This window comes from Cohaesibacter sp. CAU 1516, from assembly GCF_005771485.1.
Taxonomy (GTDB): Bacteria; Pseudomonadota; Alphaproteobacteria; order Rhizobiales; family Cohaesibacteraceae; genus Cohaesibacter; species Cohaesibacter intestini.
In genome coordinates this window covers 52,452-77,021 of sequence record NZ_VANT01000007.1, presented here as the reverse complement: position 1 = coordinate 77,021, position 24,570 = coordinate 52,452, and the positions used below count along the sequence as shown (strand labels likewise).

The window sequence follows — 24,570 nt, the reverse complement described above, 5'->3', positions numbered from 1 at the left end:
GTGGTCACAGCCCCTAAAAATCATGAATTTTGTATTCAGTTTTTAAATCCTTATATTACAGCATGTTAATAATGATGCAGCTAAGGTTCTGGATAAGTTCTCTCATCCGTAAGTGGTAGAAAAAATATGCAGGGAGAATGCACTTTATACACGCTCATCGAGATGTATTGGGCAATTTTCCGATATGACAGGTTAGTTGCCACTACAAGTAGATTCCCTTATATTTTCCCATTACAGCGAAGTCTCCATTCACTTCGGCAGGCCCCTTCGCGCATCGGCGGGCTGTGGAACAGGGAATCAGCTCTGCATGAGGGGTGTTCGCCTGTGCAATCCAGTCGCCAGTTCAGCCAGCCAGCCCTGCCAGCCGCCTGCGCAGATCGCTCAAGCGTGCTCCTTGCGCCTTTGCGATCGGGTCAGGCGATCGGTGACAATCGGGGCGAAGAAAACAAGGCCGAGATAGCGCACCAGATGATGTCCGGCAACATAGGCAGGATTCATATCAAACAGGAAGGCCAACAACACCATTGCCTCGAAACCACCCGGAGAGAAGGCCAGAAAGACCTGGGCGAAGGGAAAGTCCAGCAACCAGGCGCATAGCGATGCGGTGCTGACGGCCATCAGAACAGACGCCGCAAGCGACAACAGCGAGATGCGGGTCAGATCCAGAAGAGTTCGGAGCGTGATACTGCCAAAACGAGCACCGATGAGGGCGCCGATGCTGATGAAGCCGATGATGGTGAACCAGTCCGGCAGCGGTTTTGTCAGGGTGCCGGTGAGATACAGACTGCCAGAGGTAAACATGCCGACAAGCAGCAACCCTGCGGGCACCTTCAGACGCTGGACGATCGGGGCCAGAAGCAAGACCGCCAGCAGCATAAGCCCCAAGGTTTCAAGTCCCACCGGATCTGGCTGGGCAGCACCCGCCCCCGTTGCGGCACTCATCCCTACGGCGGTTTCGCCTTTGGAAAAAGGTGACAGCGCGATCGGCAGCACAGCGAGCAGAACAAACAGGCGGATCGACTGAGCGATCGACACCCGAGGCATATCCGCCTTGGCGGCTTCTGCAATGGCCATCACATAGCCAAGCGCCCCCGGCAAGGAGGCAAACAGAGCGGAGGCATGATCCCATTTGCCGATATGACGCAGGACCGCATAGGCTCCCCAGGTCATGGCAAAGACATTGACCACCAAAATGGCGATGCTCAAAGGCCAGGTGGCGATGGCTTCAAGGGTTTCAGGTGAGAAACCTGTGCCAAGCACCAACCCAATCAGGACAAACGCAGCATCCCGCACCCAATTCGGCATGGTCAACGTGCGCCCCGCAAACATGGCGGCAGCGACAGCCACCAGCGAACCGGTGAGCCAGGAGGCTGGAAAATCGATCAAATGCGCCAGCCAGCCACCGATGAAGGCGATGCCATAAAGCTCGATCAAATTCAGCCAGTTGACCTGTTTGATGGTGTGCAGCGATGGGCGCATTCAATGTCCTTTTATTGGCTTTTGGTGAGATCCGCTTGTGGCTGGATCACACACCGGCAAAGGCGTCAGTGGTGGCGATCAGGGCTTCCAGTATACCCGGTTCATTGAAGGCATGCCCTGCCCCCTCGATCAGATGGAATGCGGCATCGGGCCACGCCTTGTGTAGGGCATAGGCATTGTGCATCGAGCATGGCATGTCATAGCGGCCATGGACGATTGCACCGGGAATGCCGACCAACTTGGGCGCATCCCGCAGCAACTGCCCCTCTTCAAGCCATCCTTTGTTGGAGAAGAAGTGGTTTTCGATCCGCGCAAAGGCAATCGCGAAATGGTCGGCAGCAAAGCTGGTGCTATTGGCTTGGTCTGGCAGAAGGGTGATGGTTTCCCCTTCCCAAATGCTCCACGCCTTGGAGGCTTCCAACTGGACCGTCTCATCATCCGATGTCAGGCGCTTTCTGAAAGCAGCAATCAGATCACCGCGTTCTTCGGGGGGGATTGGCGCGACAAAGGCTTCCCATTTGTCCGGAAACATCTGATTGACGCCGAATTTGTAATACCAGTCAAGCTCGGCCTCAGTCAGGGTGAAGATGCCACGCAGAACCAGCTCGGACACATGCTCGGGATGGGTCTCGGCATAGGCGAGCGCCAAGGTCGATCCCCACGACCCGCCAAACACCATCCATTTTTCCACGCCCATCAGAGTGCGCAGCCGTTCGATATCCTCGACCAGATGCCATGTGGTGTTGGCAGTCAGGTCGGCATGGGGCAATGAGCGACCACAGCCGCGTTGATCGAACAACAGGATGTCATAATGATCGGGATGAAAGAGCTGCCGATGAACATCGGCACAGCCGCCCCCCGGCCCACCATGCAGGAAAACAACCGGTTTGGCACCTTTGGTGCCTGCCCGTTCCCAATAGACCGCGTGGCCATCGCCAACATCCAACATGCCGTGATCATAGGGCTTGATGGGTGGATAAAGTGGGCTTTGTGCAGGCATTGGCAAGCTTCCTTTTTTGGTGCGGAACATATCGAACCGAACAAGGGTCGGAGAAACACGCGTCGAGAAATAGCGAAAAAACAGGCGTAGTTGGTGCAAGTCCAAGCCTGTCCAAGATGATCGAGACTGGCTATGAATGGTGTGAAGCGACTGGATTGGATGCAATTCGAGGCAGGGTGTCTCTTTCCATATCACGACCCTTTATCAGCCGCAAATGATGCTTATCTTGATCTGACAAAATTGACATCCCGGCAAAGAATGGGTGCGATATCATCAACCGTCGTTGCCATTGCGCAACATGGTCAGCGCAAATCACTCAAGGCCATTTTGCTTGTTATGAAAAGCTGGTAAAGATGACAGCTCAAAGGTCTGTCGATACAGGCTGGAATGTGATGAATTGGTGAGAGATGATCAACCAACTGGCAGCTTTGCTTGAAGCGCCCCTGCACAATCAATCGAATGGCAAGGTCGACACCCCGCGTCGCTTCGGGCTGGGCCTGCTTTTGGCTATGGGGCTGTTGCTCACCGGCTGTTCAGCGCCAACGGGCGTCAAGTTCATCTCGGCCTCCTCCAAACCCGCTGATCTGACGCAGGTCATGGTCGCCACGTCTCGCCTGCCATCTGACAAGTCGGACTTCAACGGACGCCGCAACAGGGTGATCAGCTACGCCTCCTATGCGGTTTCCGTGCCTCCCATACACAAAGTCGGTCAAATCGAATGGCCCCAACGGGACCCGGATCCAAAACGCCATTTTGCCGTTGCCGCAAGCCAGCTCTATCAGAGTGAAGAGGCCTTCCGTCAGGCCCTCAATGCCCGTCTCAATGCGCCGGGCGTGCGAGGGTTAGACGGAAAGCGTGAAGCGATGCTGTTCGTCCATGGCTACAACACCGATTTCTCCGAAGCGCTTTATCGTGCGGCACAGATGAAGCATGATTTCGAACTGCCCTTCCCGCTGACCCTCTATAGCTGGCCATCTGCCGGGAAGCCGGAATTGTATATGTATGATCGGGACAGCGTGAAAGCCTCGCGGGATCATCTGGCGGACCTGATCGGCTTGCTCAACCGCTCTGACAGCGACCAGCTCACCCTTGTGGCCCATTCTCTTGGCACCGAACTGCTGATGGAGAGCCTGAGACAGCTGGCCTTGTCGAACCATGGTCACTTGCCAAAGAAAATCGGGGCCGTCATCCTGATCTCGCCGGATCTCGACATGGATGTCTTCAACAGCCAGTTGGCTGCTATCAAGACCTTGCCACCGGAGTTCGTGATCTTCGTGTCGCAAAAGGATGACGCGTTGGCCCTGTCGAGTTTCCTGACCGGAGACCATGGCCGACTGGGCAACACCATCGACGTGTCGAAGATCAAGCGCGGTGGCATCCAAGTAATCGATGTTACAGACTTCGAGGGTGGGGACGAGTTCAACCATATGACGGCGGTCACCTCGCCCAGCCTCGTTACCCTGATCAAGGGCCTTACGAAGTCCGGTCAACGGGGCATGCTGACCAACCAGGGGGAGCAAAGCAGCGTCTCCCAAAAGGTTGTCAGCACGGCAACGCTGCCTATTTCGCTGGTGGTGCGGACCACCAGTGCCATTTTCGATCGCGACTGACGCCAATCTGGCCGATTCATTGTAGACCAAAGCGTGATATGACAATTCGGTAAGTTTTGACTTTTCTCAAAGCTGCCATGACAGCCTCAAAGCTAAATGCAGCCATGACCAATGTAACCCTGAAATATGCCACGCGTGCTGTGCCGCGCTACACATCCTATCCGACCGCGCCGCATTTCTCGGCCGATGTCGACAGGAATGTCTATGCGTGCTGGCTTGAGACGATCGATCCGGCAACGCCGATCTCTCTCTATCTCCACGTGCCCTTCTGCCAGTCCATGTGCCATTATTGCGGCTGCTACACCAAGATCACCAAGCAGGAAAAGCCTCTGCAGGACTATGCAGACATGCTGGTACGCGAGGTGGAGCTGGTGGCCAGCAAGTTGCCCGACGGTCAGCCGGTCAGTCACATCCATTGGGGCGGTGGCACACCCTCCATCCTGCCCCATGATGCCTTTTTGCGGGTTGTCGATGCGCTTCGCAGGCACTTCACCTTCACCGAAGGGATGGAGCATGCGATCGAACTGGATCCGCGCACGGTAACGCAGAGCCTCGTCAACACTCTGAAGGAAGCCGGGATCAATCGGTCCAGCCTCGGCGTGCAGGATTTCGATCTCAAGGTACAGGAAAGCGTCGGTCGCGTTCAGCCGTTCGAGCAGGTGGAAAAAGCGGTTTCCCTGCTTCGCTCTGCCGGGATCGCGGAGATCAATCTGGATCTGATGTATGGCCTGCCGCACCAGAGCAGAGAAACGATCCGCAACACGGTGGAACTGGCTGCCAAGCTTGATCCGACCCGTCTGGCCCTGTTTGGGTATGCCCATGTGCCATGGATGAAGAAGCATCAGCGCCTGATCCCCGAAGATCTCCTGCCCGATGCCTCCGAACGGATTGCCCTGTTTGACGATGCGACCGAAGCGCTCGCCGATCATGGCTACGAGAAGATCGGCCTTGATCACTTCGCCAAAGCGGACGACCCGCTGGCCGTTGCGGCACGCGAAGGTCGGATGCGGCGCAATTTTCAGGGCTACACCACCGATGAGGCGGATATTCTGATCGGCATCGGTGCCTCCTCTATCGGCAAGATGCCGCAGGGCTACATTCAGAACAGCCCCGACTTTGCCGGTTGGGTACGGGCGATCGAAGCCGGCGAACTGCCGATCGTTCGGGGCCTGGAAATGGATCCGGATGACCGGGCACGGGCTGCCATCATCATGTCGATCATGACGGCCTACGAGGTGGATGTCGCCGCAATTGCCGACGACTTCGGTGTGGCTCTGGCACCGCTACGGGCCTGCTATCCGCAATTGTCTGAACTGATCGCCGATGGCGTGGCAGATCGCGATGGCGATCTGGTCCGGGTAACCCACGCGGGCCGACCGCTTGTGCGACTGGTTGCTGCCGCTTTCGATGCTTATCTTCAGGCAGGCAAGGGGCGTCATTCTGTTGCGGTCTGAGCAAGATCAGTGCTGACTGGCAACGTTAGGAATCAAAAAGCCGAGGCCACCATGTCGGGGGCGCTCGGCTTTTTTTGAGACAGAATTTTGACACAAATCGAACTGCGACAATTTGTCCGTGGAGCTTTACCTATATTAACGACTAGGTAAAACACCGATTATTCGATTATTGCATAAAAATACGTAGAATCACTATCAATACTTGCCCGTGAGGTGACACAGACCGCAGACATTCATGATCCGAATCCGGTCTTGCTTCTCCATCGTGATGACTTTCCGACGCTTCATATCCGAGAGAACACGACTGACGGTTTCGATGGTCAGGCCGAGATAGTCGGCGATTTCCTGACGGGTCATGTGCAGCGTAACGACGCTTTCATCGCTGTCGGTGCCTTGAGGGCCGATGCAGGCAAAGTCACCCCGGTGCGGCACGAAGCGCATCAGGAAGGAAGCAACCCGCTCATGCGCCGACTTGCGCCCCAGCAGGACCGCATGCTCATGCAGGCTCTGAACCTGAGACACGAGACATGTTTTCATATGCTCCTGAATGGTCGAAGAGCTTTCAGCCTCCTTGCGGGAGACCATGTGAACAAGCGTTTCCGTCAGAGTTTCTGCTGAAGTATCATAGACTTCGCCAGCGGGAACACCAAACAGATCGCCCGGCCCGAGAATCTCGACGACCTGACGGCGACCATCGGGCAGCAACTTGTAGAGCATGACCGAACCGTCAGCGACTTCATAAATGTTGTTGGCTGGGTCGCCTTCAAAGAAAATGATGCCATGGGCCGGGAATGTCTTGTGTCTGCTCTGATCGCTGGACATGATTCCTTTGTTTTCCGTCTCCGCCGGATAGGAAGATCGAGAAGCCACGTTGCCGCTGGCCATGCGGTGGCCCGACATTTTAAGAATACGCTCTTCCGACATGTTTCCCTACTCCCGTTCCTGAAGCGATCACTCAAAGAAACCCATCCCCCGCTTCGAGGATTGTGAAAATCTATACGACATGTTTCTTTGTGCTGCAATTGGTCGCGCTCAAAAACGATACTACACGTAATTACCCTTAGTCCCAAAGGGAAAAAAGTCTCCAATGGTTTTCGAGGTGCGAAAGATTTTTTTGGATAACTATAATTAAATTAAAAAGACATATCTTTCAGATAGATACAAAAAAACCGGATTGAAATCCGGTTTTTGTCCGATGAGTCTTGAAACACATCTTCTTTTCGAAGCCCGCACGAAGCCCAAATGCGCGCGCGCTCGGCAAATCATTATTCACGCAGATCGGCAGAATCCGGTCGCTGGTTTAGCGACCGGTCAGCACGATACGAACAAGATCTGCGGTATTGCGGGCCTTGAGCTTTTCCATGATCCGGGCACGGTGAACTTCAATCGTGCGCGGCGAAATTGCCAGATGCTGACCCGCTTCCTTGTTGGAGGCACCCTGGGTGATCTGCAACAGAACATCGCGTTCACGTGGGGTCAGGCTCTCCGCATGTGGGAAACTCCAGTTTGCCAAGGTCGACTGACCGGCATCCGGGGTCTTGTTGACCGTTGCCAGAATCTTCTCGATCCGATTGACCACTTCGGTGCCGTCAAACGGCTTTTCGATAAAGTCATGGGCGCCCTGTTTGATGGCGGCTACGGCCATCGGAATGTCACCCTGACCAGAAATGATCAGAACGGGGGCCGCGATGTGGCGGGCAGCCAGTTCTTCCATGACCTCAAGGCCGGAGCGACCGGGCATATGAACATCCATCAAAATGATGGATGGTACGGATTCACGCAGGCCGGAGAGGAAATCCTCCCCATTGGAGAAGGTTTGAACCTGATAGCCTTCCAGCTCGAACAGAACGGACAAAGCGTCCCGGACGGCTGGATCATCATCGACGATATGAATAGAAGGGTGCAGATCAGTTGTCATTCGTTGCCTCTTGGCTTATTCGGGCGTTTTTGATGCCGTCGGAGCACTGTCACTCTGCCAATCATCGTCAATGTCGGTCACATCGGGATCGTCCGATGGGTCTTGCGACAAAGGGGATACGATGGGCAGGGTCAGGATAAAACAGGCCCCCGGCTGGTTGATATCGGTTGGTGCCAATTCGAGGCTCCCACCATGATTCTGGGCAATGGACCGTGCAATGGCGAGCCCCAGCCCCATGCCATTGCGCCGTTCGGAGTCAAAGGCCTTGAACAATGTATCCCGATGGGAATCGGGAATGCCCGGGCCGGTGTCCTTGAAGTGAACCACAACACGTTTTCGCAGATCCTCCTGTTCGGAAGGCACCGAAACCGTGATATTGATGTCCCGTTGATCCTGATCACGCATGGCCTGAAAGGCGTTGCGCAACAGATTGAGGAAGATCTGCTCGATCTGAACGGGATCGACCGCAACTGCAGGCATGTCATCCGTGGCCGTCAGATTGACATGCACATCCGTCGCAGCAAAGCCGACGAGCGCCAGTTGATGCGCACGCTGAATGATATCAACGATATTGCAATGGCTACGCTCGGGCTCCTTCTTTTCTATGATCGACCGGATGCGTTGCAGCAAGGAGGCGGAGCGCTGGGCTTCCTGACGCGCCTTGCCACACAACTCGGTCAGCTTGTCCAGATCTTCCTGGTCAAGTTGCTGGGCGCAGGGATTGGCGTTCAGTTTGCGCTCGATCGCCTGCAAATAAAGAATGATGGCGGTCAGCGGCTGGTTGAGCTCGTGGGCAACGGTGGCCCCCATCTCGTCCATCGCATTGATCCGCGTCATCTGGTTGAGTTCTGTCTGCAGGCTGCGCAGGCGCCCTTCGGCGTCTTTGCGGGGGCGCAAATCACGCAGCACACCGATGAACTGCTTGCCGTCCTCGGTTTCGGTCACGCCGACCGACAGGTCGAATGGAAACGTGCTGCCATCCTTGTGGCGGCCCTGCACCTCACGACCGATGCCAATGATCGAATGCTCCCCGGTGCGCAAGTAGCGATCGACCCATGCATCATGGTGACGGGCATATTTCATCGGCATCAGGATATCGACGCTCTGGCCAACCACTTCCTCGGCGGTATAGCCAAACAGCTTTTCCGATGCCTTATTGAAGAGGAGAATGCGCGAATGGGCATCCATCAGGCAGATGCTGTCAGCCGCCATGTCGAGCAATGACATCAGGCGGGCGTCGATCTGTTCAAGCGGACGAAATGGCACGGCCTGTCTTTTAGGCGAGGTTTCGTCCATTCGCTTGGGACCGTTGATGGTTACCGTTGCGTCCATATCAGGTGATCTCTTACGCCTGTTCCAAATCCAAAACCCGTTCCGGCATTGCGTCTCTGGCCGAAAGCCAACGATTCAAACGCATTACCGCACGATCCATCTGCTCGGAAGTTGTTGCGAAACATAGTCGCATAAATGCGCACCCGCTTTGACCAAACGCAAAACCCGGTGCCAATCCCACTTTCGCCTCATCGACCAGCTGTTTGGTCAAAGGCCATGCATCGGGCTCATCGGCCAGCCCGAAGAAGAAATAGAAGCTGCCTTTGGGGGCGGCAAAGCGCAACTGGTTGTTGCCCTCAAAAGCCTCCAGCAGCTTGGAGCGGCCCACCCGCGCCTGCTCGATCTGTCTGGTGACGAACGCTTCGCCATCCTCGAGCGCTGCAATGGCTGCGCGCTGCATGAAGACGGCAACACCGGACGTGGAATATTGAATGAGATTCTCGATGATGTCGCCCATTGCCGGCGGGGCAGATATCCAGCCCACACGCCAGCCGGTCATGGCCCAGTTTTTCGAGAAACTGTTGACGAAGAGAATGCGGTCATCCTCGTCCATGATCTCATAGAAGGACGGGGCCGTGTCGCGCCCTTCACCGTAATAGAAGCGGGTATAGATCTCGTCGGCAATGATCCAGATGCCCTTTTCGCGGGCAAAAGCGAGGATCGCACGAAGTTCGGCCTCATCGGCAACCCAGCCGGTCGGATTGCTTGGGCTATTGATGAAAATCGCCTTGGTCCGCTCGGTGCAAGCACCGAACAGCGCATCGAGATCGAGATGCCAACCTTCAGGCCGAAACTGCATCGGCACTTCAACCGCTTTGGCACTGGCAATGCCGACCGCCGCAGACAGGTTTGGCCAGGCAGGCGTTGGCAAGACGATCTCGTCACCAGGACCGGCCACCATGCGCACCGCCATCTGGATGGCCTGCATGCCCGAGCCAACCACAAAGAAGCGTTCTGGATCGAAGGGGCGGCCATAAAGGCGCTCGTGATAGCGGGCAATCGCCGCACGCAATTCGGGGATGCCACGCTGATAGGTATAGAAGGTCTCGCCCGCCGCAAGGGAGCGGGTGGCTGCATCGCAGATGAAATCGGGAGTTGGCAGAACGCCCTGTCCGGCCCACAAGGGGGTGATATCGTCCTTGCCGTCTGCATATTTGATGATTTCGATAATCTGACTGGCCGGCGCGTCAATCGCCTCTGCACGCAAACTCGACATGATGCTGGACTGCATTTGTTGGACCTTCTGAATTAAATGCGTAGTTTACCCTAGCAGTTTGCACATAAAGGCATTCAATTAAAGAGGGTGTTGTTTGCGCTTATCATCCTTGCGCCCATTTTTTCCCATGTGCAAGGGGTGATACTTAGCCAGAAGGTCCAGTCCTCGCCCAAAGAATGGGTGTTGGGGTGCTTTATTGCCCGATTTGGACGCGGATGTCGGGTTCATTGCGCCGATGTTGCCCCTACGCAGAAAAGCGGTGACGGCTTGTCCGGCTGATTCTCCGGTTAAAAACAGCACAGGTGAAGGAGCCGGTTTCGTCTCATGTCTGGAATCCTTGAAAAATCTTATGCTATATCTGCTTTAATGATGTAGGAGGAATCGCCTTTTATGCTGCAAGGCTGGATGGTCGTGCTGACGACCCTGTTATATATCGGTCTGTTGTTTGCGATCGCCTCCTATGGGGATTATCGCGCACGGCGCAATCCCGGCCGGGAACGCAATCCCAATCTCTATGCCCTGTCGCTGGCGGTCTATTGCACCAGCTGGACCTTTTTCGGCTCCGTTGGCCTCGCCAAGTCGAGTGGCCTTGATTTCATCACCGTCTATATTGGCCCGATCATCCTGTTCACCCTTGGCATCCCGCTCGTATGGCGGATCATTCGCCTCTCGAAGGCCGAGCGCATCACCTCGGTTGCCGACTTTCTGGGTGCCCGCTATGGCAAGAACCAGCTTGTCGCAGCGGTGGCGACCGTCATCACGGTGGTTGGCACGATGCCCTATATCGCGTTGCAGCTCAAAGCGGTGGCCACCTCGGTCGCCACTCTGATGGAGCATCTCAATATCGCCTTCCCGAATGGCAACCTGCCGGTGTTGGCCGATATTGCCTTTTTCGTGGCAATCGCCATGGCGGTGTTTGCCATCCTGTTCGGCACCCGCCACGCGGACGCAACCGAGCATCAGGATGGCCTCATTCTCGCGGTGGCGACGGAAAGCGTGGTCAAGCTGTTCGCCTTTCTCACGGTGGGCATGTTCATCACCTTCTGGATTTTCGATGGCCCCGGCGATCTGTTCAGTCAAGCTTCGGATGCAGGCATTTCCTTCCTCGGGCCACAGGGCGGGCCGGATGCCATCAACTGGATCGTGATGATCACCCTGTCGACCGGAGCGGCTCTTTTGTTGCCGCGCCAGTTCCATGTCGCGGTGGTGGAGAATACCTCCGAGCGGTCTCTGCGGCGGGCGACATGGATGTTCCCGCTCTATCTGATCCTGATCAATCTGTTCGTCATTCCGATTGCGTTGGCGGGGCAATTGTTGCTCGGCAGTCAGGTGGATGCAGACAGCTATGTGCTGACCCTGCCGATGGCCCATGGGGCGGAAACCATGACGCTGATCGCCTTTCTTGGCGGGCTGTCGGCGGCAACCGCCATGGTCATTGTCTCATCCGTGGCCCTGTCGATCATGATTTCAAACGATCTGGTCATCCCCTTGATCCTGCGCCGCCATGCGGATCAGGCGATCAGCTCGCCAGATATGGGCCGGACCCTGCTGAATGTGCGGCGGCTGGCCATTCTGGCATTGTTCACACTCGCCTATGCCTTCTATCGCACGGCGGTCAACAATACCGCACTCGCACAGATCGGGCTGATCGCCTTTGCGGCGATGGCCCAGTTCCTGCCTGCGTTGATTGGCGGCCTGATCTGGAAACGGGCCAATGCACGTGGCGCGATTGCCTCCCTGCTGGTTGGTTTCTTTGTCTGGGCCTATACCCTGTTGCTGCCGATGTTTGCCCAGTCCGGCCTGATCCCGGTGGACTTCCTGGCTGACGGGCCGTTCGGCATCACCTTCCTTAAGCCACAGGCCTTGTTCGGCACCGATCTCCCCTCGCTTCTGCACGGGGTTTTCTGGAGCCTTTTGTTCAACCTGATCGCCTATACGGCAGGGTCGGTGTCGCGACAGCCGGAAATGATCGAGCGGCTGCAGGCCAACATTTTCGTACCGGACGAATTGCGCCCGCCACAGACCCGACGTCTGTTCCGCACCATGCTGACGGCGGGGGACCTGGAAGATATGGTGGCGCGCTATCTGGGAGCCGAACGCACCTTGCGTAGTTTTCGCGCTCACGCCAAAGAGCGCAGCATGCCCTATGAGCGCAATCTGGATGTGGATCCGCAATTCCTGCGCTTTGCCGAGCAATTGCTGGCCAGCGCCATTGGCTCGGCCTCTTCGCGGCTGCTGATGAGCCTGCTATTAAAACGACAGGAAGCCTCGCCCAAGGGGACGATGAAGCTGCTCGACGATGCCTCCGAAGCGCTGCAATATAACCGTGATCTGCTGCAGACCGCGCTCAACCATGTGCGACAGGGCATTGCGGTGTTCGACACCGATTTGCGTCTCACTCTCTGGAACAAACCGTTCCGCAGCCTGCTCAATATCCCGCCGGAATTTGGTCAGGTCGGCACACCGTTGCAATCAATCCTGCATCATATTGCTGATCGGGGGGACTTTGGTGAAGGCCAAAGCGAACAGCTGGTCAATGACCGGATCGATCTGATCGTCGTCCAGCAGGCACCCTATCAGGAACAGATGGGTGGCTCGGGGCGTACCCTGTCCATTCGCGCCGATGCGATGCCCGATGGTGGCATTGTCATCACCTTTGCCGACGTGTCCGAGCGGGTGCGGGCCGAACGGGCCTTGGAAAGCGCCAATGAAACGCTTGAACGCCGGGTGCGTGACCGAACCCGCGAATTGATGCATCTGAATGATGCCTTGCGCACCGCCAAGCAGGATGCGGAAGCGGCCAACGTCTCCAAGACGCGCTTTCTGGCCGCCGCCGGACACGACATTATGCAGCCGATGAATGCTGCAAGGCTCTATACCACCGCCTTGGTCAACCGGCTTGAAGGCATGGCAGAGGCAAGCGAAGATGCCAAGGTGGCAGAATGCGCCGTCATGGCGGGCAATATCGACAGCTCGCTCGAGGCGGTTGAGGATATTATCGGGGCTTTGCTCGACATTGCCCGGCTGGATTCCGGCGCAATGAAAGCCCAACTGTCGGCCTTCCCGATTGATGAATTGCTGGAGCGGATGCGGATCGATTTCGAGCCGATGGCCAAGGAAAAGGGGCTGGAATTGCGGATCATACCGTGTGGTCTGCATGTGCGCTCGGACAAGCATTTGCTACGCCGTTTGTTGCAGAATCTGATTTCCAACGCCATCAAATATACGCCAGAAGGCCGGGTTCTGGTCGGCTGCCGGCGTCTGGAAGGAGCGATTGAATTTCAGGTCCATGATACCGGTGTCGGGATCCCGGAAGCCCAGCGCGAAGAAATCTTCCTTGAATTCCAGCGTCTTGACGAAGGGGCACGGATTGCTGGCGGACTGGGCCTTGGCCTGTCGATTGTCGACCGCATCGCCAAGGTGCTCGACCATCCGATCCGGCTGATGTCGGCTGTGGGCAAGGGGTCGGCCTTTGCGGTGAAACTGCCTGCCTTCCGGCTGCTGCACAGCGCCCGCCGGGCCGAGGCCCCTGCCTCGATGGCCAACCAGCCGCTCAGTCATCTGTCGATCCTGTGCATCGACAATGAACCCAAGATCATGGAAGGCATGCGGGCCATGCTGGAGGGCTGGGGCTGCACGGTCCTGACCGCTGGCGGCATCGAGGAAGCCGAGGCAACCTTGCTGGAATCCGATGTCAAACCGGACGGCATTCTGATCGATTATCATCTCGACAATATGCTGGGCACCGATGCCTGCACTGAATTGAGAGCACAATTCGGCACTGACATCATGGCCAGCCTGATCACCGCCGACCGCACCGCAGAGGTGCGCGAAGAGGCCCGCAGCAAAGATATGGCAATCCTCAACAAGCCGGTCAAACCCGCCCAGCTGCGCGCCCTGCTCAACACATGGAACATGACCGCGATGCGCAAGCGCAATCAGTGAGATGCTTTTGCCCGATGGATGAGCCAGACAAAAAAACCCGCATTCGATGCATGCGGGTTTTTGATTTCACAAAGTGTCGGATGTGATCAGCTTTTTGCGCCGATGGCCTGCCATTGACCGGCTTCGATCTTGGCGGCGGCGATGACGGCCTGTGTGCGGCTGTCGACATTGAGCTTTTGCAGGATCGCCGAAACGTGGGCTTTCACCGTGGCTTCGGAGACATTCAGCTCATAGGCAATCTGCTTGTTGAGCAAGCCTTCCGACAGCATCATCAACACACGCACCTGCTGTGGTGTCAGAGTGTTGAGGCGTTCCACCAATTCGGTGATTTCATCGCTGTATGGGGCGTTGAGATCGATGCTTTCCGGCACCCAAGTCTCACCGTTCAGCACGGCGCGAATGCCCTGAGCAATGGCATCGATGGACATGGACTTCGGAATGAAGCCCGATGCCCCAAATTCCATACAACGGCGGATGGTTGGAACGTCTTCGCTGGCTGATACAATGACCACCGGAATGGCCGGATATTGCGCCCGAAGATAGAGCAGGCCAGAGAAGCCACGGACGCCCGGCATGGACAGATCGAGCAGCACAAGATCAATGTCTTCAGAAACTTCGAGCCTTTCGCCCACCTGCTCCAGGGTCCCGGCCTCATGAATGGCAATCTGATCGAAGATCGTTTCCAGTGTCTGGCGCAGCGCGCCCCGGAACAGTGGATGATCATCGGCAATAATAATATTCAGAGATGCCTGATGCACTTTCGGTCCTCCCCCAATCAGATGGGTGGAATGTGTCTGTCAGATCTGGCGGATCGGACTAGACCACCCCTCACGTCAAACTCACTTCGTGGCCAGGCAGAAACGCCAACCGGCCACCCACTTCCTGTCCTTGCCGATTTTCACCGGTCGGACACGCTCCTCATGCTGCCTTGAAGTTCCACCTCACTTGGAGGTGTGCCGCTTCGGGATGTCTGCCGTGAAGGCGCTTTGCCACCCCTGATTGGCAAATTTGCCAAAGAAAACATGAAGAGTTCGAGCAAACTATGGGCGGTTGCCGCTGTCTTGGCAAGACGTAGCATTGACATATTCGCAAATTCGTTGAGCGGATACGGCAATTCACTTGAAAAAAATGTCGCGCAGTCGCTTCCTTTGGGGAAATCCTTGCGATGAGCGCCAAGTTTGTTAACCATAACAAGCCTGTGGCAGTTGAACCGGAAAGAATCGCTGTTTGACTTCAAGCCATTTCCCTCTTTCTCGCTTCTGCAGCATTGTCCGATCCCATGCCGCTTGCAAGCTGTGGTTTCGGACATCTGATCGTTATATTTCAGCAATAGGCTCTGGCGCGACAGGACATGGTTCGCGCTTTTGGGTCCCAACCGGTGGCTGAGAGCGCCCATGCCTTGCGGCGGTATCTGTCCGCAGATGGGGCCAATGTGGGACCGAGGCAAAGGCGATGCACCTCTTTGAGACAGCGAGCTGTACATGCTTGCCCGACATCGACCCGGAGTTGCGTCACGCCATCGACATTGCGGCCCGCAGCGTTGAGGCCCATCGGGCATTGATGCGGACCATGCCAGCTCTGCATCAGGTCGAGATTGGCGGCGAGCTGATCGCCAATGGACCATTGCCGACCCGCCTGACCGTGGCCGCTTGGACCATGCAGCGCTGCTTCTTTCCCGAACAATCCGCAGATCTGCTGCGCGCACTGGAAGCCGATCTGGTGTTGGTCTCGCAAATGGATATCGGCATGGCCCGCACCCATCAGCGCCACACCGCCAAGGCATTGGCTGACAGCCTTGGCATGCGCTATTGCTTTGGCCTTGAATATTTCGAGGCCGGTTTGGGCAATGCGGTCGAAAGACGCTTGGCGGCTGACAGCCGCAACGACAAAGGCTGGCATGGCAATGCCATCCTGTCACGGGTGGACCCGGACCGCGTGGCCCTGATCCGTCTTGATGCCAATGGTGCAAATTTTACAGCAACCCACGATGCTGCGTCGGAGGAGATGGAGGGCTGTCGCATTGGCGGTTCTTGCGCGGTTGCCGCCACTTTCTCGACCGCACATGGCCCATTTTGCGCCGTTTCCACCCGCCTCGCCAGCACCCACGCGCAGATCCTGCGCCTCGCCATGCTGGAGCGCCTCATCGCCGCTCTGGACATGTTTGCCACCGATCTTCCGATCCTCATTGGTGGTGATTTCGGCACCCTGTCGGATCTGCATGGTCTGGACAAGGATCTGGAACCACTTTTTCGCACAGCCCACCGTCATGGCTATAGCTGGGAGAATAACGCCACCGGCACCACCACGCGCCCCAACGGTCGCTCGGTCGGGCTTAAAGCCCGCAAGCATCAGGACTGGTTTTGCACGCGCGGCTTTGCGCCAAGAGGGGCACGGATCGTGCCGGGGCTGGATATGAGCGGCAAGGCACTTTCGGATCATGATGTTATTCTGGGCACTTTCGATCAAGTTCGGACGGATCAGGATCCCGACTTTGGTGACGCCACCCATTCCACTTGAAGTCGTTACTTCTTCCAAACAATAAATGCCAAAAATTCCTGTCGTCAGAAACACCTAAGCAAATCGAATACTAGTTCCAAAATCGTTTTCGCGATATAATTTACTTAAAACAATTCAAAGTTAGTTCGTGCTTTCTGAAAAGGAGGATCGTCATGACACGTTTTGTCACGCTGAACCAATATATCAATACATGGGAATGCGACGAAAATGATCATATGAACGTTCAGTTCTATTTCTCGATGTTCGATGATGCGAGCAAGCTGTTTGCTTCCTGCAACAAGATGGAAGATGCATTCTCCAAGCGCATCAGTCGCCATGTCCGGTTCCATTCGGAATTGAGAAGTGGGTCGCAAGTGCGCATTCTGACCTCGCTGGTGACGCCGGAAACCGACGATGGCATGCCGGAAAGCGGCTGCTTCGTGCAACATGTGATGGAAAATATCACCAACGGGTTGGTCGCGGCTTCAGCGCTCGATCTTTATGAGGGAACCGCCTGGCCAAGCCATGCCAACCATCAAGACAAGATCGACGACAATGTCATGCCACGCGCCCTCAAGCATGACGCGGATTTCTCCCTGAAATCACCGGAGGATTTCGGCGAAACCCTGATTGGTCGCGGCATCGTCCATCCTGCCATGTGTGATGCCACCGGTCATGCCCGTGATCAGGCCTATATCAGCGCCGCGTCGGATGTCGGGTCCCATGCATGGGCGCAGGTTGGAATGAACAGCAACTGGCTGAAAGTCAACGGCTTTGGTCGTGTATCGATCGAAATGCGGCTCTGTGTGCTGGAAGGCATGAAAGCCGGGGATCAATTTAGCATCCATGTAGCCTTCACAAGCCTGCAGCCCAACATGTTCACGATGCGCTATGACTTCTTCGATATCCGCGATGGACGCCATATCGCCTTTGTTGACACCGCTGCCATGGTGTTCAGTGTCGCAACAAGACGCTCGAACCATTTGCCGGACTTTGCCAAAGAAGCCATCAAGGAAAGGATGATTTGATTTCCCTGCAGACGTCGGACTTCGGGCCTGTGCATGTGCAGGCTCAGAGAGGTCGGTCGTCCTGAAACCAGACATTCAAAGACCGACCCCGGCCTCGCGGTAGTCCCCACCGCGGGGCCATTTTGTCTTGTCGCTCATCCTGTTTTAGTGCCCCGTTTCTTGAGGCGGTCTTGGCACCGATTGGCGGCTGTGGGTCTTTCCTTTTGGCCTGCTTTGTGGTGTCATCAAGCCTGCCTTTTGTTTCTCTCAGGACTTTTTTGATGACCCGTTTCGTTTCGCTCAACCAGTTTGTCAATCTTTGGGAATGTGACGAAAACGATCACATGAATGTCCAGTTCTATTTCGCCAAATTTCAGGATGCGGCCCAATTGTTTGCCATGTGCCACAAGCTGGATGATCAATTGGGACCCCTGATCAATCGCCATGTGCGCTATCATTGCGAACTGCGTGGTGGCGCCCAGATCCAGATCACCTCGTCGGTGATTGTCGCCTTTGGCGACCTGATCGCTCCGGGCGAAGGATGTTTCATCCAGCATGTGATGCGTGAGACCACAACCGGCCGGATTGCAGCGACAGCGCTAGACTGGCATCGGGGGAGCTTGCCGCCTGTGTCTGACGCCCTTTGTGATGAGGCCAACACGGCGGTGATGCCGCGTGGTTTGAAGGATCCTGCCGATCTCACCCCCAGACAACCGCCACAAGAGGATGGCCTTATCATTGCCCGCGGCATCTTGCATCCGGGGCTTTGTGATGGTGACATGCTGGCACGGGATCAGGCCTATATCTCAGCGGTGTCCGATGCGGCCTCTCATGCTTGGGAGCGGGTCGGTCTGAATGTCAAATGGCTGGAATCGCAAGGATTTGGGCGCGTGGCGGTAGAAATGCGGCTGCATATTCTCAGCCCCATGAAAGTGGGAACAGCCTATCAAATGCAATTGGGCTATACGGGCCTTCAGGCCCGCGCATTGACCAAGCGTTATGACTTTTTCGACATGCGGGACGGTGCCCATCTGGCGATCCTGGAGGCTGCGGTGATGCTTCTCAATCACACCACACGCAAGTCCGAACCCTTGCCGGACTTCACCCGTGCGAAGGTCACAGCGATGCTTGGCGCAAGCTGATCAGAGCTTCAGGGATCAAGACCCTAGACGCGGTTTTCGTCAAACTCCTTGCGGAACTCCTTCACCACCCCGAAGAAACGGCGCATCATGGCTTCGCCCATATCGAGAAACTGCTCGAAATTGTCAGGCAGGCCACTCTCATCGTCTTTGTCCGCCTTGGGGGGCTGTTTCTGGACCGGATCCTTGGCCTGTGCGTCTCCGCCCGATGGTGGATTCTGGTCGGTTTGTTTGCTCTTGCCCAGCTCCATCGGGCCAGAGGCGGTTGGCCCCTTGTCCTTTGATGTGTCGCTTGGCTGGGTTTGTGCGGCCCCGCCGGACCGCGTGGCTTCTTCCATGGCACCGAGCTGGTCTGAGAGGGCACTATTTTGCTCTTCCAGCAGGTCAATCCGATGATCAAGAATGTCGAGGCGATTCCGGAGTAGCTGATTGAATTTCTGCTCCTGCTCCAAGGCTGTCGCCAGTCGTGCCAATTCTGCCAGCAGCGGCTCGCGCCAATCCTGTTCCTCCTGCTGGCTTTGTGACAGAGACGGTTTGGCTCCACCCGATGGGCTTGCAGTTTGAGCAGCCGTTGGCAACGTCATTCCAGATACCAGCAATCCGGCCACCAACAACATGGCTGGTCGTTCGAAATGCGGTGGAGTTCGCCTCTTCGCACTGATCATGGCTTGGTCCTCTCTGCGGTCGCACCCGTCGGGTTGCCAGAGGGTCAATCTAACAGATTCCACGCATCAGAGCCAAGGCTCTCGACTAATCACTTCCGGGCATGCAAAGGGAAATGAGCGGATAAAGGAGACGGAACAGACCGCGGGCCTGTCCCAGTGCCTAGGCAGAATGTTTCTGGCGCAGCCCCTGGCGGAACTGTTCTACCTCGCGATAGACATTGCGCTGGAGAAACCTGAAATGCTCAACACGCCATTTCATCAGCGCCTCGAAGGTCTTCATGCTGACATCCTGCTCAACGAGAATGCGCAGCAAGGTCCGGTTGCCTTCGGTGGACAGCAGATGTTCCATGGCCTTGGTCGACAGACCCGGGCGGTCGCTGAGCAGCCAGAGAATGTCATCCTTGCGCTCAGCCCGTAACAGGGCCTGCAGCAGCTCGTCATAGGTGAGTTCACCAAGATTGATCTGCAGGGTCGCTTCTTCGCGATTGACCGGGCCGTCTGAGAGATCATTGGCCGGTTTCATTTTGGCTTTGCCGCCCACCCCAAAGGCCACCTCATCAAGGGAGCCTTCCTCGCTTGCCTTGACAATCGACATGGGAACGAAGGGGCAGCCATCGGCAAGACTGTGCAGAATGCTATCATGAAATGTCTGGTCCTTCAGACAGCGTTCCGCGATCAGTGCCTGCAATCGTGGCGAGGATTGGCCAACAATCGAACAGAAGGTCATGGCTTGTTGGGAGAAGTCAGCTCCGATATTGCGCACCAACTCCTCGACCACCCCGACAAAGGCACGGGCCATGAGTGCATCCACAAGGCATTCCGGCACTTCAGTGCGCCGGGCAATGGCCTTCAAAACCTCTTCGTTGCGCTGACGGGAGGCTGCAATCAGCTTCTCGACGCTGAGCAATGGCGAATGTTCGAACAAGGGAATCACATGCTCGTCAGCTTCCTGCGATAGCTTCTCAGCCAGTTCCGTTGTGATATAGGCGGTCTGTGCCAGCAAGGTAATGATATCTCGCCTGACGGAAAGACTGATATGGTCATAGAGATCCATCACCAAGGCGGAAAACAGATTGCGTTCGAGATGGGTCGGTGTGTGGCTGATGCGGCGGACATATTCCGCAGTCACCTTGCGGACCAGCAAGGAACGCGCTTCGGGATCGGTTTCCCGCGCTAGCGATTCCAATGTCTGACTGATTTGCGCCCCCATGGCCTACTCCACTCCCGGCTGAATTCACAACAGCATCTTATAATTGATCTAGTTTATCCAATAAACCTTAAGAAGTCTTACGAGGAATACTTAAAGTCTTCCTATCCAAGCGAAAAGAAGTGTTAATACTCTTGAAAATTGCAGAAAACCAAACCCGTTTTGTTGGCGGCCACTGGCATTTGGACACAAAAACAGGCCAGCTCGAAAGCTGACCTGCTACCAAGCCCTGATCGCGTTATGGGGAAACGCACCGTCCATCTGCTGATTTTCGATGTGATGGTGGACTAGGGCGTGCTGGAGAAAGCCGGGCGACCGGACTGAATGGCTTCCTCAACCAGATGAAAGCGATCCTGTCCCCAGAAGGGTTCATCCTGATAGACCACACAGGGGGATCCGATAATGTCGTGCGCAATGCCGCGTTCGGTGTTGGCTTCATAAATGGCGGCGACCGTGTCGCTTTCAGCCTTTTGCAACACCGCGTCAGCATCTTCACCAACCGCGCTCAAACAAGCGGCGACTACGTCCCGTTCTGCAATGTTGGCCTCTTCCAGCCAGACCTTGCGCATGATGGCAGTCATCAAGGCAGCGGGATCGCGTCCCTCTTCAAGAAGCGCAATGACAGCAGAGTCGGCCAAAGCGGGATTTGTGGGGAAGTATTTCGGCTGCAGGTTCATCTCAAGGCCGTGGTGGGCGCGCCAGCGCTGCAATTCCAGCATCCGATTGCGGTTGCGGGCCGGATTGCGGTCGCCAAGGGCAAGACCGCCGGAGGCTGCGAAGACCTTGCCAAGCTGGATCGGCCGATAAGTGACATTGAGTTGAAGCCGTGAGGCCATGTCCAGAAAGGCCTGATGGCCGATATAGGCAAAGGAGGAGATGGTGGTGAAATAATAGTCCACCGATGCACCGGTCTTGATGTCAGTCATCTTGTTTGTCCAAGGGTTGATCCAGAAAACACGTAGTCGATTTCCGGACCTTACATTAATTTTTACCGATTAGTCTAAATTAAATTTTGGTGCCGCTGATTATTCCATGCACGATGTCGTGAAGCGGCGATTCATCCACAAGGCCAGACATGGCCATTCTCTAATAAATCCAATTAAATCAATATTTTATTTATTATTTTCCAGCAAACAGCATAGATATTCTCGATTGCTGCAAAAGAAGACACAATCGTGGGGAATGGTCGCAGCATGCAGACATTTGCCATTCGAGGGCACTTGCCGGGACGGGTGCCCAGCTCTGAAAGGATCTCGCGCCATGACGATCAAACAGCTTTCCTCAAAACTGGTCTATGAAAATCGCTGGATGTCTCTACGCGAGGATGAGGTGCGCTTTTCCGGTGGCTTTGAGGGCATTTACAGCGTCGTCGACAAGCCCGACTTTGCCGCCATCATTCCCATTCATGATGATGGGCGAATCCAGCTGGTGCAGCAATATCGCTATCCCGTCGGCGGGCGCTATTGGGAAGTGCCGCAGGGGGCATGGGAAGACAGCCCCGATGTTGATCCCTTTGCCCTGGCAGTAGGCGAGCTAGAAGAGGAAACCGGCTATCGGGCGACGGAATGGGAAAAGCTCGGCCAGTTCTACAATTCCTATGGCTTTCTCAATCAGACCTGCCATTTGTTCGTCGCCCGTGGCTTGAGCGAAGGGGTTGTGAACCGGGAGGAGACCGAAGCGGGCATGGAAACCGCCGCCTTCACCTTTGAGGAAGTGCTGGCCATGATCAAGTCGGGCGAAATCCCGGATTCGGTCACCCTGTCGGCCCTTGGCCTTTGGAAAATGATGGCGGGGTGAGCCTCGCCTACAGCTTCAAGCCAAAAACAAAAAGGCCGGGACGCATCTGCTCCCGGCCCTTTGATTTGCTCATCCAATCTGCTTATTCAGCGGCGACCTTGCTTTCCGGGTTGAAGCGGACATAGAAAAGGTCCTTGTTGGCGGCCATGTCCTCAAGCAAGCTCGGTGCTTTGAAGCGGTCACCGAATTTGGCTTCCAACGCCTTGCATTTGGCAAGGAAGGCAGGCGTGCCCATCGTGTCGATATAGGAGAAGACACCGCCGGTGAAGGGGGCAAAGCCGAAGCCGAGGATCGAGCCGACATCAGCCTCGCGGACATCTTCCAGCACGCCATCTTCAAACACCCGCACCGCTTCCACCGCTTGGGCGACCAGCAGGCGATCCTTGATCTCGGCATGGTCGATGCTGTCGGCATCCAGCTGTGGCGCGAGGTCTTTGAGGCCCGGCCAGAGGCGTTTGTTGCGGCCTTCATAATCATAGAAGCCCTTGCCGTTTTTGCGACCAAGACGGCCCTCATCCACCACCAGCTTTTTGAGCAAAGCTTCCTGGTCCGGATCGACTGAACCTTCGCCCAATTGCTTTTTGGTGGTCTGGAGGATGTTCCAGGCCAGTTCCAAAGCCACCTCGTCATTCAAAGACAAAGGACCGACCGGCATGCCCGCCTGTTTGGCGAGATTTTCTACCATTGCCGCCGGCACCCCTTCGGTCAGCATTAAGTGCCCTTCGCGGACATAGGCCAGCACCGAGCGGTTGGCAAAGAAGCCACGACCATCATTGACGAGGATCGGGGTCTTCTTGATCAAGGAAACGAAATCGAGCGCCTTGGCGATGGCTTCATCGCCGGTTTCCTTGCCCTTGATCACTTCGACCAGCATCATCTTGTCGACCGGCGAGAAGAAATGGATGCCGATGAAGCCTGCCGGATTGGAGACGGCCTTGGCCAGCCCGGTGATCGGCAGGGTGGAGGTGTTGGAGGCAATGGTGCAACCTGCCCCAACGACCGCTTCGATTTTCTGGAAAATCGAGGCTTTCAGCTCCGGATCTTCAAACACCGCTTCGATCACCAGATCGCAATCTGCAAGCTGGGCATAATCGTCGGTCGGGGTGACACGAGTGAGGATCGCGTCGATCTTCTCCTGCGTGGTGCGGCCCTTTTTCAGGGCCTTGGTCAGGGTCTCTTCGATATGACCCTTGCCCTTGTCGGCGCTGTCTTGGTCACGATCCACCAGCACCACGTCCAGCCCGGCCTTGGCCGAGACATGCGCGATGCCTGCGCCCATGAAGCCAGCGCCGATGACGGCAACCTTTTTCAGCTCGGACTTTGGCACGCCAGCGGGACGACGGGCCCCTTTGCCCAACTCCTGCATATTGAGGAACAGGGAGCGGATCATATTGGCCGCTTCCGGGGTGGCGACGGTCTTGGCGAAATAGCGGCTCTCGATTTTCAGCGCCGTATCCATATCCATCAACAGGCCTTCATAGGCTGCGCGGACCATGTAGCGGATGGCGGGGTAATTGTCGTGGGTCTCGCGGCGATAGATCGCGCCCACCGCAGGCCAGACCTGAAAACCGGCAGGGCTGTAAACCCGACCCGATGGCAGCTTGAAGCCCTTTTGATCCCAAGGTTTGACGGCTTTGAGGCCATCGCGGATCATTTGCTTGGCGGCTTCGATCAGCTCTTCCGCCGGCACTACCTTGTCGATGATCCGTGAAGCCAGCGCCCGTTTCGGGGCCAACATGGAGCCTTTCATCAGGAATTGCAGGCCTTGCTGCGTGTCCATCATGCGCAGAATGCGGGTGGTGCCACCGGCGCCGGGGAAGAGGCCAACCTTGACCTCTGGCAGGCCGATCTTGGCGCTGTCCTTGTCGACCATCACGCGGCCATGACAGGCCAGTGCCAACTCGCAGGCGCCGCCCGCAGCGGTGCCATTCAAGGCGGCAACCCAAGGCTTGCCGGAGGTTTCGAGCTTGCGGAAGGTCAAGGTCAGGCGGCGGCTTTCCTCGAACAATTCGGTTGCCGCTGCGGTCTGGCCTTTTTCAGCAATGGCCTTTTGATATTGGCCCAGCAGCCCCTGCAGCATGGTGAGATCGGCACCACCGGAAAATTGGCTCTTGCCAGAGGTGACAACGACCGCTTTCACCGCCTCATTGGCGGTCATGTCGTCAATCACCTTGTCAAGCTCAAGGATCACCTCTCCGGTGAAGACATTCATCGAGCGGTCGGGCATGTCCCAAGTCAGGAGCGCGATGCCGTCGGCGTCAATGTCGGTTTTAAAATTGATATAGTCAGACATGTCTCTGGCCTC

At 56.2% G+C, this 24,570-nt stretch carries 18 protein-coding genes; 7 read left to right on the top strand and 11 right to left on the bottom strand.

Going from position 1 to position 24,570, the window contains the following annotated elements; translation table 11 throughout:
* Nucleotides 1–381 precede the first annotated feature (381 nt).
* Both FDK21_RS16500 and pip read right to left on the bottom strand, forming a co-directional pair.
* On the bottom strand, nt 382–1,479 hold the full coding sequence (locus FDK21_RS16500; protein ID WP_138149944.1) for an AbrB family transcriptional regulator: 1,098 nt from the start codon (nt 1,477–1,479) through the stop codon (nt 382–384).
* 46 nt (nt 1,480–1,525) lie between these two features.
* Nucleotides 1,526–2,479 (bottom strand): prolyl aminopeptidase, encoded by a 954-nt coding sequence (pip, locus tag FDK21_RS16495; protein ID WP_138149943.1) that lies wholly within the window; start codon nt 2,477–2,479, stop codon nt 1,526–1,528.
* Between the two features lie 407 nt (nt 2,480–2,886).
* On the opposite strand from pip, the gene FDK21_RS16490 reads away from it, so the two are divergent.
* A complete protein-coding gene (locus FDK21_RS16490; protein WP_138149941.1) occupies nt 2,887–4,089 on the top strand; it encodes an alpha/beta hydrolase in 1,203 nt (400 codons plus the stop codon).
* A gap of 104 nt (nt 4,090–4,193) precedes the next feature.
* A complete protein-coding gene (gene hemN / locus FDK21_RS16485; protein WP_138149938.1) occupies nt 4,194–5,543 on the top strand; it encodes an oxygen-independent coproporphyrinogen III oxidase in 1,350 nt (449 codons plus the stop codon).
* Nucleotides 5,544–5,738: 195 nt separating this feature from the next.
* Here the strand turns inward: hemN and FDK21_RS16480 are convergent, their stop codons facing one another.
* From FDK21_RS16480 to FDK21_RS16465, 4 genes are all read right to left on the bottom strand, one after another.
* Nucleotides 5,739–6,467: a helix-turn-helix domain-containing protein gene (locus FDK21_RS16480; protein WP_198663060.1), complete on the bottom strand. Its 729-nt coding sequence runs from the start codon at nt 6,465–6,467 to the stop codon at nt 5,739–5,741.
* Between the two features lie 376 nt (nt 6,468–6,843).
* Nucleotides 6,844–7,461 carry a response regulator gene (locus tag FDK21_RS16475; RefSeq protein WP_114011376.1) on the bottom strand — a complete coding sequence of 206 codons (618 nt, stop codon included), beginning with the start codon at nt 7,459–7,461 and terminating at the stop codon, nt 6,844–6,846.
* 15 nt (nt 7,462–7,476) lie between these two features.
* Complete coding sequence (locus FDK21_RS16470) at nt 7,477–8,793, bottom strand: PAS domain S-box protein (protein ID WP_245418545.1); 1,317 nt, start codon at nt 8,791–8,793, stop codon at nt 7,477–7,479.
* A gap of 13 nt (nt 8,794–8,806) precedes the next feature.
* The gene (locus FDK21_RS16465; RefSeq protein WP_138149936.1) at nt 8,807–10,024 is read right to left on the bottom strand and encodes a pyridoxal phosphate-dependent aminotransferase; all 1,218 of its coding nucleotides are present in this window, start codon (nt 10,022–10,024) and stop codon (nt 8,807–8,809) included.
* A 375-nt stretch (nt 10,025–10,399) separates the two neighbouring features.
* Between FDK21_RS16465 and FDK21_RS16460 the strand changes: the two genes are divergently transcribed.
* Nucleotides 10,400–13,954 carry a hybrid sensor histidine kinase/response regulator gene (locus tag FDK21_RS16460; protein WP_114011378.1) on the top strand — a complete coding sequence of 1,185 codons (3,555 nt, stop codon included), beginning with the start codon at nt 10,400–10,402 and terminating at the stop codon, nt 13,952–13,954.
* Between the two features lie 86 nt (nt 13,955–14,040).
* On the opposite strand, the gene FDK21_RS16455 is transcribed toward FDK21_RS16460, so the two are convergent.
* Nucleotides 14,041–14,712, bottom strand: a complete 672-nt coding sequence (locus FDK21_RS16455) for a response regulator transcription factor (RefSeq protein WP_114011379.1) — start codon at nt 14,710–14,712, stop codon at nt 14,041–14,043.
* A gap of 727 nt (nt 14,713–15,439) precedes the next feature.
* Between FDK21_RS16455 and FDK21_RS16450 the strand changes: the two genes are divergently transcribed.
* The 3 genes from FDK21_RS16450 (at nt 15,440) to FDK21_RS16440 (ending at nt 18,599) form a co-directional block, all read left to right on the top strand.
* On the top strand, nt 15,440–16,471 hold the full coding sequence (locus FDK21_RS16450; protein WP_138149934.1) for an endonuclease/exonuclease/phosphatase family protein: 1,032 nt from the start codon (nt 15,440–15,442) through the stop codon (nt 16,469–16,471).
* A 152-nt stretch (nt 16,472–16,623) separates the two neighbouring features.
* Nucleotides 16,624–17,478 carry a thioesterase family protein gene (locus FDK21_RS16445; protein WP_114011382.1) on the top strand — a complete coding sequence of 285 codons (855 nt, stop codon included), beginning with the start codon at nt 16,624–16,626 and terminating at the stop codon, nt 17,476–17,478.
* A 260-nt stretch (nt 17,479–17,738) separates the two neighbouring features.
* Nucleotides 17,739–18,599, top strand: a complete 861-nt coding sequence (locus tag FDK21_RS16440; RefSeq protein WP_138149932.1) for a thioesterase family protein — start codon at nt 17,739–17,741, stop codon at nt 18,597–18,599.
* 23 nt (nt 18,600–18,622) lie between these two features.
* Here the strand turns inward: FDK21_RS16440 and FDK21_RS16435 are convergent, their stop codons facing one another.
* From FDK21_RS16435 to FDK21_RS16425, 3 genes are all read right to left on the bottom strand, one after another.
* Nucleotides 18,623–19,261, bottom strand: coding sequence for a hypothetical protein (locus FDK21_RS16435; RefSeq protein WP_138149930.1), 639 nt, complete (start codon nt 19,259–19,261; stop codon nt 18,623–18,625).
* 160 nt (nt 19,262–19,421) lie between these two features.
* Nucleotides 19,422–20,471: a DUF2336 domain-containing protein gene (locus FDK21_RS16430; RefSeq protein ID WP_138149928.1), complete on the bottom strand. Its 1,050-nt coding sequence runs from the start codon at nt 20,469–20,471 to the stop codon at nt 19,422–19,424.
* Nucleotides 20,472–20,755: 284 nt separating this feature from the next.
* Nucleotides 20,756–21,394: a 2-hydroxychromene-2-carboxylate isomerase gene (locus tag FDK21_RS16425; RefSeq protein ID WP_138149926.1), complete on the bottom strand. Its 639-nt coding sequence runs from the start codon at nt 21,392–21,394 to the stop codon at nt 20,756–20,758.
* A 334-nt stretch (nt 21,395–21,728) separates the two neighbouring features.
* Here FDK21_RS16425 and FDK21_RS16420 point away from each other — a divergent pair, with 334 nt between their 5' ends.
* Nucleotides 21,729–22,265, top strand: coding sequence for an NUDIX hydrolase (locus FDK21_RS16420; protein ID WP_246657602.1), 537 nt, complete (start codon nt 21,729–21,731; stop codon nt 22,263–22,265).
* 82 nt (nt 22,266–22,347) lie between these two features.
* On the opposite strand, the gene FDK21_RS16415 is transcribed toward FDK21_RS16420, so the two are convergent.
* On the bottom strand, nt 22,348–24,558 hold the full coding sequence (locus FDK21_RS16415) for an FAD-dependent oxidoreductase (RefSeq protein WP_138149924.1): 2,211 nt from the start codon (nt 24,556–24,558) through the stop codon (nt 22,348–22,350).
* Nucleotides 24,559–24,570 lie beyond the last annotated feature (12 nt).

What these genes read in the sequence shown, in the direction of transcription:
- FDK21_RS16445 (WP_114011382.1), top strand. Translation starts at nt 16,624, where the DNA reads ATGACACGTTTTGTCACGCTGAACCAATATATCAATACATGGGAATGC.
- FDK21_RS16435 (WP_138149930.1), bottom strand. Translation starts at nt 19,261, where the DNA reads ATGATCAGTGCGAAGAGGCGAACTCCACCGCATTTCGAACGACCAGCC.
- hemN (WP_138149938.1), top strand. Translation starts at nt 4,194, where the DNA reads ATGACCAATGTAACCCTGAAATATGCCACGCGTGCTGTGCCGCGCTAC.
- FDK21_RS16465 (WP_138149936.1), bottom strand. Translation starts at nt 10,024, where the DNA reads ATGCAGTCCAGCATCATGTCGAGTTTGCGTGCAGAGGCGATTGACGCG.
- FDK21_RS16440 (WP_138149932.1), top strand. Translation starts at nt 17,739, where the DNA reads ATGACCCGTTTCGTTTCGCTCAACCAGTTTGTCAATCTTTGGGAATGT.
- FDK21_RS16475 (WP_114011376.1), bottom strand. Translation starts at nt 7,461, where the DNA reads ATGACAACTGATCTGCACCCTTCTATTCATATCGTCGATGATGATCCA.
- FDK21_RS16460 (WP_114011378.1), top strand. Translation starts at nt 10,400, where the DNA reads ATGCTGCAAGGCTGGATGGTCGTGCTGACGACCCTGTTATATATCGGT.
- FDK21_RS16430 (WP_138149928.1), bottom strand. Translation starts at nt 20,471, where the DNA reads ATGGGGGCGCAAATCAGTCAGACATTGGAATCGCTAGCGCGGGAAACC.
- FDK21_RS16415 (WP_138149924.1), bottom strand. Translation starts at nt 24,558, where the DNA reads ATGTCTGACTATATCAATTTTAAAACCGACATTGACGCCGACGGCATC.
- FDK21_RS16480 (WP_198663060.1), bottom strand. Translation starts at nt 6,467, where the DNA reads ATGTCGGAAGAGCGTATTCTTAAAATGTCGGGCCACCGCATGGCCAGC.
- FDK21_RS16420 (WP_246657602.1), top strand. Translation starts at nt 21,729, where the DNA reads ATGACGATCAAACAGCTTTCCTCAAAACTGGTCTATGAAAATCGCTGG.
- FDK21_RS16490 (WP_138149941.1), top strand. Translation starts at nt 2,887, where the DNA reads ATGATCAACCAACTGGCAGCTTTGCTTGAAGCGCCCCTGCACAATCAA.
- FDK21_RS16500 (WP_138149944.1), bottom strand. Translation starts at nt 1,479, where the DNA reads ATGCGCCCATCGCTGCACACCATCAAACAGGTCAACTGGCTGAATTTG.
- pip (WP_138149943.1), bottom strand. Translation starts at nt 2,479, where the DNA reads ATGCCTGCACAAAGCCCACTTTATCCACCCATCAAGCCCTATGATCAC.
- FDK21_RS16425 (WP_138149926.1), bottom strand. Translation starts at nt 21,394, where the DNA reads ATGACTGACATCAAGACCGGTGCATCGGTGGACTATTATTTCACCACC.
- FDK21_RS16470 (WP_245418545.1), bottom strand. Translation starts at nt 8,793, where the DNA reads ATGGACGCAACGGTAACCATCAACGGTCCCAAGCGAATGGACGAAACC.